Origin of the sequence: Gluconacetobacter entanii (assembly GCF_013155425.1) — a bacterium.
Taxonomy (GTDB): domain Bacteria; phylum Pseudomonadota; class Alphaproteobacteria; order Acetobacterales; family Acetobacteraceae; genus Novacetimonas; species Novacetimonas entanii.
In genome coordinates, this window is sequence record NZ_JABJWD010000015.1 from 1 (window position 1) to 10,972 (window position 10,972).

Below are 10,972 nucleotides of genomic sequence, written 5' to 3' on the forward strand. Positions count from 1 at the left end.
CCGAACTCGGCCGTGAAAAACCCCAGCGCCCATGATACTGTGCCTTAAGGCACGGGAAAGTCGGTCGCCGCCAGATCTTCCAGTCAGTCCTTTCCTAAGCCCCCTCCTGTTTCCAACAGGAGGGGGTTTTTCGTTATGACCTGAGCCCGTAATGGGTGGGATCAGCGTCGGCGTGTGGCCATGTGCAACGTGAGCAGGAAGGCAAGCGTGGCGCAGATCCCACCCACCAGAAAGACCGAGGCATATCCGGTGCGATCCGCCAGCAGGCCGGTCAGTGGTCCTGTCGCGCCATAGGCCAGATCCTGAAAAGCGGCAAATCCGCCAAGTGCGGTCCCACGCAGATGTGGCGGCATGATGCGTACGACCTCCACGCCCAATGCCGGATAGACCATCGAGCATCCCATTCCTGTCAGCACTGCCCCGACCAGGGCCAGCGTGGGAGAGGGTGCACACCACAGGAGATATTGTCCCGTTGCCTCCACCATCAGGGAGGCCAGCGCAACACGTACGCCCCCGACCCGGTCCGGCAGGTGCCCGCACAACAGACGGACAGCAACGAATGCTCCGCCGAAACAGGTGAGCCCCAGGCCTGCATGGGGCCAGTTGCGATGCATGAAATAGAGTGAGATGAACGTCCCCAGTGCGGCAAAGCCAACGCCCTGCAACCCCAGTGCACAGCCGGGTTGCCAGATCCGGCCCAGTATATGCCAGAATGGTTCGCGCCGTCCGTCATGTATGGGTGACGGCATGATGTCCTGTGACAGCAGCAATCCTGCGGCAGGCAGAATGGCACAGGTCAGCATGACCCCGCCAAATCCCGCCAGGTGAAAGATCGCAAGCCCCAGCGGTGCCCCCACGGCAAAGGCGCCATACATGGCCATTCCGGTCCATGCCATGACCTTTCCCGCGCGGGCATGTCCCATCAGGCCAATGCCCCAGCCAAGCATGCCGACCACGGTCAGGCTTTCCCCCACACCCAGCACCAGTCGCCCGGCCACCAGGACGAGATAGCGTAGTGGATAAGGCAATATGGGCAGGCTTGCCCCCGCGCAGATCAGGCCGGCAAGGATATAGCCCGCAAGGCCCAACCGCATGCAGGTGCGTCCGCCGCGCCCGTCTGCCAACTGTCCGGCATGGTTCCGGCTGATGATGGTGGAGGCAAAGGCAATTCCCACTGCCAGCCCTGCCAGCATGTTGCCGTATCCCGGCCATTGCGTGACGTACACCGGAATGACCGGCAATGATAACGCAACCGCCAGATATCCCAGGAACAGTGCTGCCGTCAGGCGCATCAGCACGCGGGAACGGTCATCGGGAGGGGAGATATCCATAATGTGCCTGCCGTCGTGCAAGGGAAGAGGAAAGACCGGATAAATTCATCGGATGTTTTAAGGCATTTCGGGATATCGGCAAACCATGCCACGTATCTGTGATGGAAAGGCCCTGATCCATCAACATGAATCAGGTGACTGCTTTACCTGACGACATCCGATACAAAGCCAGCCCTATGGGGATGGAAAATAATCTTTTTGCCAAGACCAGCTTCGATCAATGCATGACTGGCAGGGGAGATGCCCGGTACGATCGATTTATTGTTCCGGATACGTCATATGAGCGAATGAAGCCATTTTACAAACGATATTCGTAACGTTATCGAGGGCATGTTTGTAAAACTGAAAGATCATGGTCGGATGGATATGATCCATGATGCTGTCCGTATCAAAACTCCTGACAGGTTTGGTGAGACTGCTATATTGCATGTAAATAGCAGCAGACAGAATGACGATGAGAGTTTTCTGCTGATTTTACCGTCAATTTTTTAAATCTGTTTGCGCTTGTGAACCAAGCAGAAAATGTTCAGTCAAATAAGCCGGTCTTGTGAAAACCTTGCCGCAGCATGTCTAAAGACACCTGTCGAGGTGTGTTGTCAGTGCACGGACCTCGATAAACGGGCACTTCCTTTAAAACGGGTTCTTCTGCTCAGCATGCAGATCGCCTGTAACGCAATGATTGGTTATGGGCATGTCTGGGACAAAGACGTCCCCCATGGAAAGCGAGGGCCGGGAAACGAACCGGGCAAGATGCACGACAATATGGTTTCTGATGGAAAATTACACGGATCATCAAAAACTTATAATTAAAAGAAATATTCCAATCCCGGATACGAAGTAAAATATAATAACACTAAAAAAACATTTATGATCATCTATGATGAAATCGCGGAAAAAAGAATGCGCATTCCTGTGTCTTCATCTCGATGACGTTCTATTGCATGTATTTTTTAAATAAATAAGCTGCACATATTATCTTTTTATGCTGGCAAAAAGGTTGCGCGACTTCGCCGAAGGTGATGCTCTCGAGACATCAATATCTCGAAACATCAGGACGAGGCATGAAGATGACAACGCGTAAATCGGTGGGAACCTACCTGATCGAACGTCTCATGGCGCTGGGGGTTCGGCGGATCTATGGGGTGCCGGGTGATTACAACCTTGAATTTCTCGAACTGATTGAACGGACTGAGGGTATTTCCTTTGTCGGGAACTGCAACGAACTCAATGCAGCCTATGCCGCCGATGGTGATGCGCGCCTGTCGGGCCTGTCGGCGGTCCTGACCACCTATGGCGTGGGGGACCTCAGCGCCCTGTCCGCCATCGCGGGGGCCTATGCCGAAGGTGTGCCGGTCATCATGATCTCCGGTGTGCCGCCCTTGCATGCGATCACACAGCGCGCACTTCTGCATCATACGCTGGCCGACGGCAATTATGAAAATGTCATGAACTGCTATAGCCAGTTCACCGTCGCGCAGGCGCGGCTGCTGCCGCAGGATGCGGCGGGCGAGATCGATCGTGTGCTCGGTGCCGCATGGCGGGAGAAGCGTCCGGTCTATCTGCAACTGCCATCCGATACCTGCTGTGTGTCGGTGCAGGTTCCCGCCACGCAGGACGTGCCCGCATCGTGCGGCAGCGATCCGGTGCAACTGCAGGCCGCCGTTGCGAACATCATGGGGCGTCTGGCGCATGCGACAAGGCCCGTGCTGCTGCTTGATGCCCTTGTAAGGCGTTTTGACCTGCATGAACGGGTGGGAAAGCTTTCGCGGATGCTTGATATTCCGTTTGCAACCCTTCCGACGGGCAAGGGGGCATTATGTGAAACAGACCCGAATTATCAGGGGATCTACAGCGGCAAGGCCTCGGCCCCGGCATTGTATGAACGGGTCAGGACGGCTGACTGCGTGATCGGGCTTGGGGTCCGGTTTGTGGATGCGACCTCGGGCTATTTCTCATATGCCTTTGATCCTGCCGCATTCATCAATATCCAGGATTTTGACACGCGCTGCGGTGGGGATGTGTTCATGGGGGTGGCGGCAGTGGATCTGCTTGATGCCATCCTTGCGCAGGTCAGTGAACGCAGCGCGGCGCAGCAGGCGCCCACCCCCGCGGCCCCGCAGCCTGTGACGCCGCCACAGCACGCCATGGGCACGCAGGACGCCGCGAACTGGGGACAGCCCGCATTCTGGGCACGTATCCAGACATTCCTGCGGCAGGGGGATGTCGTGCTGGCGGATAACGGCACGTCGCTGGTGGCGCTGACGCATATGCGCCTGCCCGCGCAGTGCCATTTCGTATCCCAGCCCATATGGGCGGCAATCGGCTACACGCTGCCGGCCCTGCTGGGGTCGCTCAATGCCGGGCCCAAGCGGCGTCACCTGCTGTTTATCGGGGATGGATCGTTCCAGATGACCGCGCAGGAACTGTCGGGCGTACTGCGCGCGCGGCACAAGCCGGTGATCTTCCTGCTCAATAACCGTGGCTATACCATTGAACGCATGATCCTTGGGGAAACGGCGGCCTATAATGACATCGCCAACTGGGACTATGCCGCGCTGCCTGGTGCGATGGGACCGTCCGATGCGGCCGTGTGCCTGCGGGTTAACAGCATGGCCGAACTCGAGGAGGCGCTGAAACAGGCCGAGGACCCGCAGCGCCTGGTGTTCATCGAGCTTGGATTCGCGCCAATGGATGGTCCGACGGGAATCACCACCTTTGGCGGCGTGGTGCGCCATTATGATTACGGCGCGTTTGGCGAGGGCTGATTTTCCCGCCGATATGTCACGGCAGGGGGCGATTTTGCATTGCGCTTCCTGCCGATCCGGCTATCCTATTGAAAAGCGCGGCAATCTGGTTTGCCTGCACAATTTTGCATCGCACGGCGTTCCTGATGCAAAAATCAGCATCCCCCACATTCCAAAAATTATCACGAAAACGTGATCGAAGTGATTAAAAAATAGGCTGTTCGCCTGCCTTTTGTGCATCGGATTGGGGTGGCAGGATCATTTGCGCATGGCCTGCCGTTATTTTCGTCACAAATATTCAAATGGTATTTTGACCCGACCGGATGTGGCATGGCGCAGTGTTTGTTTTGTGGTCAAATAATAATGACGATTTCCTTATGAAAATGTCATGAAAATAGTTCCCGATTATTTCCCGTTGCGGTGCGCCGGTGTTTCGTGTTTTTACCGCGTCACTCGAAGCCGAGAAATTGAAGGACAAAAAGAAATGCTGATCCAGAACCTGAGCGCCCTGCTTGCCAACTCCGTCCATGCCATGTCTTCGCTGACCATGGTGTCTTTCCTGCCGATGATTGCGGCACTGATGATTGCGACCCTGGTTTCCGACCGCGTTGCATAAGGCGGGGGTTTCTACCCCCACCTTGACCCTGTCCTCTTTTTTACCGGGGCAGGTTTCCTGCAGTGGTTCCGATATGATGGCCAATGCCGCGGAAAATCCCGGCAGACATGATATCCCGCTGTAGTTCGCGATCGGGAGATGCCTGCAGGTTCCATAATGGACCTGATGGGAAGAAGATCGCGCTTCCGGCAATCTGGCATGTCATGATGCCAGTATTGACCGGGTATGATGACCATGACGACATCATGAACAGGGCTGTCACGCAGGGCAGGTCATCCGGACCGTTTCCCCCGACCGCCTGACAGAAGAGATCGCACGATGCCCGGCCATGCCGGGTCTGCGCATACAGGCCCGGTGCCTGTCCACACACCACCATGCCAGTCATCAGGATGTTTTTGGTGAAGCTTTTTTCAAAAAGCCAGCATCCGGAAACCTGTCCTGTCTTAAACCACCCCGATCAACTGATGGGCAGGTTCCGGTTGAGCGCGCTCATGCCGCGGATGATGCTGTAGATTGTCCATGCGGCCCACCACAGCATCAGCAGCGCCGGGAAAACCAGCAGGATGATCCCGGCCCCGCTCGTCAGTGCGGCGATCGCGACGCTGCATAGATACAGGACAAGTCCCGCAATGGCGTAAAGCAGGCCCTTGAGGAAAAGGGTGATCTGGAACTGAAAGTGCGAGGTATAGGGTTGGGTCGAACTGTCCCTGTTGATGTAGGCCAGTATGATTCCCATGGCGCTGGTGCCGGGAATGAAAAACCCGATCAGGTAGAGAATATAGATAATATTGACCATGGAATTTCCGCTGCTCCCGGTGGGGGAGGGAGGGGAGGCCATGCTGTCATGAGGACTGAATTCCATGATGTGCCTTTTCTGCTGCCGTATCTGCTGGGGCGCGTCTGACGGTGAGTGACGGGCGTATGTCATCGTAGCATCCTGCTGCCGCGATGTGGTTGGAAGATGACATGGAACCGGCACGGCACGATGTGTAACCCCGTATGCCTGCGCGCAGCCTGCTGTCCCTGTTGTGCGGCGTTTTGATATTATCGCAAATAACAGGATTACGTTCCGTATGGAATGCACCATCCCCGTTGGACTGGCGCGGATGCGACGGCATGTGCGGCGGATTTTGTCGAAATGTGGCGACGGGCCATCCCGGTGGGGAGGGGGCTTGCCTCCATCGGGGACGTGGGTGTATCGCCGATGCAAAGACGACCGTGAAACCGGTCATTACTATACTTCCATACAGAGCAGATACATGACCGAAACACCGACCGTCCAGCGTGCCGGGACGTCCGAGTCCGGGCGTGCGTCCATACATCCCGCATGGATCTTCTTCATTCTGGCGATGGGGGGATTTGCCATCGGCACCGCCGAATTCGCGGCGATGAGCCTTGTGCCGATGATTTCGCACGACATGCACGTGACCGTGCCGCAGGCGGGGCATGCGATCATCGCCTATGCGGTGGGGGTGTGCGTCGGCGCGCCGCTGATTGCCCTGATCGGGGCGAAGGCCAGCCGCAAGCTGATGCTGATCGGCATGACCGCGCTTTATGTGCTGGGCAGCGCGCTGACCGCGGTCGCGCCATCGTTTTCGTGGCTGCTGCTGTTCCGTTTCATCAGCGGCCTGCCCCATGGGGCCTATTTCGGCACGGCGGGCATTGTCGCAGCCTCCCTCGTGCCTGAACGCCAGCGCACGCAGGCGGTCGCGCGCGTGGTGCTGGGCCTGACGATCGCGACCATCGCGGGCGTGCCGCTGGCCAATGGGCTGGGGCTGCTGCTGGGATGGCGCTGGGCCTTCGTGCTGATTGCTGCGCTGGCCTTTGCCACCATGATGCTGGTGGTCGTGTTCGTGCCTGCCGACCCGGCGCGTCCCGACGCCAACGCCCTGACAGAACTGCGCGCCATGCGCAGCCGCCAGGTCTGGCTGACGCTGGGGATCGGGGTCATCGGGTTTGGCGGTATCTTCTGCGTCTATACCTATCTTGCCTCCATCTTGCAGGAGGTGACGCATGCGCAGCCGATCATGGTGCCGGTCATGCTTGCGGTCTTTGGCGTGGGCATGACGGTGGGCACGATGGCGTGCGCCTGGGCGGCGGACCGCAAGATGATGCCGACCATTGGCGGCACGCTGCTGGTCAATGCGGCGGCGCTGGCCGGGTTTCCGGGATCAATTCACAGTGTATGGGGCATGATGCCCATCGTGTTCATGATCGGCTGTGGCGGGGGGCTGGGCACCGTGATCCAGTCGCGGCTGCTCAGTGTCGCGGTCAATGCGCAGGCCCTTGCCGCCGCCATGAACCAGAGCGCCTTCAACCTTGCCAACGCCATTGGCCCGTGGCTTGGCGGCCTTGCGATTTCGGCAGGCTGGGGCTGGGGTTCGGTCGGCTGGGTCGGGTGCGCGCTGGCGATGGGCGGATTTACGATGTGGATGCTCTCGCTCAGTGACGAGCGCGCGGCCGCCCGGCGCAGGGCTGGTGGCTAGGCTACGGTATTGAATGGTCAAGCCCCGGGCCTGTAACCTTGGGGCATGACATCTTTTTTTCCTGATGGGGTGATGCTGCCGCCTTTGCTGGGCGATCTCTTTCCCCCTTATGTCCTTCCACGCGCGGATGCGCCGCTGCTTTTGCGGGTGCAGGAAATACTCGACGCCGATATCGCCCCGCATGCGGCCGACCATGACCGTAACGGGCGGTATCCGGTCCATGCCGTCTCGCTGCTGAAACAGGCGGGGCTGCTGCTGCTGCCGGTGCCGCGCGCCTATGGCGGGATGGGGGCGACGCAGGCCCTCTCGCTGGAGGTCATGGTCAGGATCGCGGCGGCCGATCCCGCCGTTGCACAGATATATAAGGTGCATGACGACCTGGTGCGGGAGATATTTTCCTACGCCACCCCGGCCTTCTGCCATCACCTGGCCCAGCGCATCATGTCGGACCATGCGATCATCGGCATGGCGGTTGCGGAAAATGGCCGCACCGCCGACAGTTTCGTCCAGACGCTGGCCATTGCGCAGCCCGGCGGGCACTGGCTCCTGCGCGGGCGCAAGATCTATGCCACGGGTGCGGCGGGGGCGGACCTGATCGCCATTACGTCCTTTGACCCGCTTGCGGCACGGCGGTGCGATGACGTGCGTGCCGGCCTGCGTTTCGACCTTGTGCCACGTGGCGCGCCGGGATTGCGGGTTCTGCGTGACTGGGACCGGATGGGCCAGCGCGCGACGGATTCGGGCACGGTTGTGCTGGACGATGTCCGGGTCAGTGCCGCAACCAACGCCCTTGCACCGCAAAGCCCCCTGCCGATCCATACATCGCTGCGCCACCAGGCGGGATTCAGTGCCATCCTGGTCGGGATCGGCATCGGCGCGCTACGTGCCGGGTGCGCCTTTGTCGCACAGCACAGCCGTCCGTGGGGCGCCGCACAGGTCGAACGCGCGACGGATGACCCGTATGTGCGTCGCATGGTGGGGGAAATGGGGGCGGACCTGTCGGTGGCGTACTGCGCCGTGCGGCAGTGTGGCGACCTGCTGGACCTGTATGAACGCGGCGGCCTGTCGCGGGCCGCCCTGGCCATGCCCGTCAGCGCGGCGCGCTCTGTTGCGACGCGCGCGGCATTGCGGGCGACATCGGATATCTTGGCCGCGACCGGTGCGCGCGGCACGGACGCCCTGCATGGTTTCGACCGTTACTGGCGCGATGCGCGCACCCTGTCGCTGCATGACCCGGTGGACTGGAAAAATGCGGAGATCGGGCGACATCTCCTGACGGGCTGGACGCCGGAACCCGGGCCGTACCAGTAAGCCGGTGACGGAAAACGGCCATTGATGAAAAGGTAGAAGTTTTTGGTGAAGCTTTTTCCAAAAAGCTTCGAAAGACACTGCCTTTCTGAAAAAAGGCGACACCCGGAAACTTTTATCTGATGCATGTAACGTTTCCTCCGTGGGGGGAGGAGATGGCCTGTGGCCTGTCATTTCGAATATACAACCACGTCCTGCCGCCAGTATGGCGGACATGGTGGAGAAAAGGATGATGGGCATGTTGCACGCGATCGGGTTGATGAGTGGCACGTCGCTTGACGGGGTTGACGCGGCACTGGTCGAGACGGACGGCCACAGGGTTGGCGCCCGCGGGCCGTCGCTGTCGCTTCCCTATGCCCCGGCCCTGCGGGAGCGGATGCGCGACCTGCTGGACCGTGCGCCCACCCTGCCGGCCGACGCCCCCGAAGTGCGCGCGGTGGAGCGTGAACTGACCCTGCGCCATGCCGAAGCCGTGCAGGCCCTGCGGGAAAAGGCGGGAAACCCGCATGTCGATGTTATCGGTTTCCACGGGCAGACCCTGCTGCACCAGCCACAGGCGCATCGCACATGGCAGGTGGGGGATGCGGACCTGTTGTGGCGGGAGACGGGGATCCCGGTTGTTTACGACTTCCGCAGCGCCGACGTGGCGAATGGGGGGGAGGGCGCGCCACTGGTCCCGTTCTATCACGCGGCCCTTCTGGCGGGGCGGGAACGCCCGGTTGCGATCGTCAATATCGGTGGCGTGTCGAACGTGACGCTGCTGGACACCGACGGGCGCGTGCATGCCTGCGACACGGGGCCGGGCAATGCGCTGCTTGACGACTGGGCGCGCATCCATACCGGCCATCCCTGCGATATTGACGGGCAACTGGCCAGTGCGGGGCAGGTGGATGCGGATGTGCTGCATGCGCTGCTGTCGGATCCGTTCTTTGCACGGCCCGCGCCGAAATCGCTGGACCGGCAGTCGTTCCACCGCGCGCTGTCGATGGTGTCGCACCTGTCGGCGCAGGACGGGGCGGCGACGCTTGCGGCCTTTACCGTGGCGGCCATTGCCTCCGTCCCGCTGCCGCAGGTGCCGCGTGCGTGGTACATCTGCGGCGGCGGGGTGCATAACCCGGCCATCATGCGGGGCCTGCGCGCGTGCCTGCCCGGTATCGTCGCCCCTGTGTCCGGACTGGGCTGGGACGGGGATGCGCTGGAGGCGGAATGTTTCGGCTTCCTTGCCGTGCGTTCACTGCTGGGCCTGCCCATTTCCGCGCCCGAAACCACCGGGGTCAGCCATCCGCTGACGGGGGGATGCATTGTCGGTGCGCCTTTGCGCGCGTAAATAAGGCCCCCCGCGTTCATAACGGACTGTCCCTTCCCATGCCCGATGCCGCTTCCCTGCCTTTTGTCACGGTCATCTCCACCGGTGGAACGATCGCACGTCATTCGGACAATCCATGCGATACCGTGGATTATGCGGAAATAGGGCGCGACCTCGGGGCCGGTCACCTGCTGTCCGCGCTGCCCGATGTGGTGCGTGCGCGCTTTCGCGTGCGTGAAATCACGTTTTCCCAAAAAGACAGCAGCCATATGGACATGTCGCAATGGGCGGACCTTGCGCGCCGGATCCGCGACGTGCTGCGTGAAAGCCCCGACATGGCGGGCGTCGTGGTGACGCACGGTACCACCACGCTGGAGGAGGCGGCATTCTTCCTTGACCTTGTCCTGCATGAGGAACGCCCGGTAGTGCTGGTGGGGGCGCAACGTCCCGCCAGCGCCATCAGCGCGGATGGCCCGGCCAACCTGCATGCGGCCCTGCTGGTTGCCGCCAGCGCGCAGGCGCGGGGGCAGGGGGTACTGGTGGTTTCCGACAACGAGATCCATGCCGCAGGCAGCGTGACCAAGGCCTCGACCTATCGTCTGGATACGTTCCGCTCCCCCGATTTCGGCCCGCTTGGCGTGATCGAGGGGGATGAGGTCTGCTTCGCCCGGAAGGTGACGGCGCGCAGGCACATTGATGGCGACGTGCTGGACCGCATCATGCGCGACAGGCCGCGCGTGGATATCTGCTACAGCTATTCCGGTGGGGATGGGGCCGCGATCGCGGCGTTCCGTGCGGCGGGCGCGCGGGGCATCGTGGTTGCCAGCATGCTGCCGGGCATGTGCGCCCCGGCGGAAAGTGCGGCGCTTGATGCGGCCTGCGCGCAGGGTGTGGCCATCGTCATGTCCAGCCAGGGATCATCCGGCGCGACACTGGCACGGCAGGACCTGCGCCAGCGCGGGATCATGGCGGCAGGGCGACTGCGCCCACGGCAGGCACGCATCCTGCTGACATTGTGCCTTGCACTCGACATGCCGGCGGCGCGCATCCAGCACCTGTTCGATCTTCCCTGAAGATAAAGGACCGAAAAGAAGTTTTTGGTGAAGCTTTTTCCAGGGTCTGTTGGGAATTGTACTTTTTCAAAGTCACCAAATGTGATTCAAAATCCGTATGGATCGCTT

The 10,972-nt window shown here is 60.5% G+C and carries 9 protein-coding genes; 7 read left to right on the plus strand and 2 right to left on the minus strand.

All coding sequences use genetic code 11. The features are described 5' to 3' along the window. Positions 1-161: 161 nt before the first annotated feature. Positions 162-1,331, minus strand: a complete 1,170-nt coding sequence (locus tag HNH97_RS04055; RefSeq protein WP_110912052.1) for an MFS transporter — start codon at positions 1,329-1,331, stop codon at positions 162-164. A 1,067-nt stretch (positions 1,332-2,398) separates the two neighbouring features. Between HNH97_RS04055 and HNH97_RS04060 the strand changes: the two genes are divergently transcribed. The 3 genes from HNH97_RS04060 (at position 2,399) to HNH97_RS04070 (ending at position 4,691) form a co-directional block, all read left to right on the plus strand. Beyond that, on the plus strand, positions 2,399-4,096 hold the full coding sequence (locus HNH97_RS04060; RefSeq protein ID WP_171789960.1) for an alpha-keto acid decarboxylase family protein: 1,698 nt from the start codon (positions 2,399-2,401) through the stop codon (positions 4,094-4,096). Then, on the plus strand, positions 4,068-4,271 hold the full coding sequence (locus tag HNH97_RS04065) for a hypothetical protein (protein WP_171789961.1): 204 nt from the start codon (positions 4,068-4,070) through the stop codon (positions 4,269-4,271). The genes HNH97_RS04060 and HNH97_RS04065 overlap by 29 nt, the downstream gene beginning before the upstream one ends. A 192-nt stretch (positions 4,272-4,463) precedes the next feature. After that, positions 4,464-4,691 carry a hypothetical protein gene (locus tag HNH97_RS04070; RefSeq protein WP_146220631.1) on the plus strand — a complete coding sequence of 76 codons (228 nt, stop codon included), beginning with the start codon at positions 4,464-4,466 and terminating at the stop codon, positions 4,689-4,691. Between the two features lie 457 nt (positions 4,692-5,148). Here HNH97_RS04070 and HNH97_RS04075 read toward each other — a convergent pair whose 3' ends face one another. Then, on the minus strand, positions 5,149-5,553 hold the full coding sequence (locus HNH97_RS04075) for a DUF4870 family protein (RefSeq protein ID WP_171789962.1): 405 nt from the start codon (positions 5,551-5,553) through the stop codon (positions 5,149-5,151). 397 nt (positions 5,554-5,950) lie between these two features. Here HNH97_RS04075 and HNH97_RS04080 point away from each other — a divergent pair, with 397 nt between their 5' ends. The 4 genes from HNH97_RS04080 (at position 5,951) to HNH97_RS04095 (ending at position 10,864) form a co-directional block, all read left to right on the plus strand. Next, positions 5,951-7,177 carry an MFS transporter gene (locus tag HNH97_RS04080; protein ID WP_171789963.1) on the plus strand — a complete coding sequence of 409 codons (1,227 nt, stop codon included), beginning with the start codon at positions 5,951-5,953 and terminating at the stop codon, positions 7,175-7,177. Between the two features lie 45 nt (positions 7,178-7,222). Then, positions 7,223-8,488: an acyl-CoA dehydrogenase family protein gene (locus tag HNH97_RS04085; RefSeq protein ID WP_110912055.1), complete on the plus strand. Its 1,266-nt coding sequence runs from the start codon at positions 7,223-7,225 to the stop codon at positions 8,486-8,488. Positions 8,489-8,723: 235 nt separating this feature from the next. Next, positions 8,724-9,812 carry an anhydro-N-acetylmuramic acid kinase gene (locus HNH97_RS04090; protein ID WP_407716786.1) on the plus strand — a complete coding sequence of 363 codons (1,089 nt, stop codon included), beginning with the start codon at positions 8,724-8,726 and terminating at the stop codon, positions 9,810-9,812. A gap of 38 nt (positions 9,813-9,850) precedes the next feature. Then, positions 9,851-10,864, plus strand: a complete 1,014-nt coding sequence (locus HNH97_RS04095) for an asparaginase (protein WP_171789964.1) — start codon at positions 9,851-9,853, stop codon at positions 10,862-10,864. Positions 10,865-10,972 lie beyond the last annotated feature (108 nt).

What these genes read in the sequence shown, in the direction of transcription:
- HNH97_RS04080 (WP_171789963.1), top strand. Translation starts at nt 5,951, where the DNA reads ATGACCGAAACACCGACCGTCCAGCGTGCCGGGACGTCCGAGTCCGGG.
- HNH97_RS04055 (WP_110912052.1), bottom strand. Translation starts at nt 1,331, where the DNA reads ATGGATATCTCCCCTCCCGATGACCGTTCCCGCGTGCTGATGCGCCTG.
- HNH97_RS04060 (WP_171789960.1), top strand. Translation starts at nt 2,399, where the DNA reads ATGACAACGCGTAAATCGGTGGGAACCTACCTGATCGAACGTCTCATG.
- HNH97_RS04085 (WP_110912055.1), top strand. Translation starts at nt 7,223, where the DNA reads ATGACATCTTTTTTTCCTGATGGGGTGATGCTGCCGCCTTTGCTGGGC.
- HNH97_RS04075 (WP_171789962.1), bottom strand. Translation starts at nt 5,553, where the DNA reads ATGGAATTCAGTCCTCATGACAGCATGGCCTCCCCTCCCTCCCCCACC.
- HNH97_RS04095 (WP_171789964.1), top strand. Translation starts at nt 9,851, where the DNA reads ATGCCCGATGCCGCTTCCCTGCCTTTTGTCACGGTCATCTCCACCGGT.
- HNH97_RS04070 (WP_146220631.1), top strand. Translation starts at nt 4,464, where the DNA reads ATGAAAATAGTTCCCGATTATTTCCCGTTGCGGTGCGCCGGTGTTTCG.
- HNH97_RS04090 (WP_407716786.1), top strand. Translation starts at nt 8,724, where the DNA reads ATGTTGCACGCGATCGGGTTGATGAGTGGCACGTCGCTTGACGGGGTT.
- HNH97_RS04065 (WP_171789961.1), top strand. Translation starts at nt 4,068, where the DNA reads ATGATTACGGCGCGTTTGGCGAGGGCTGATTTTCCCGCCGATATGTCA.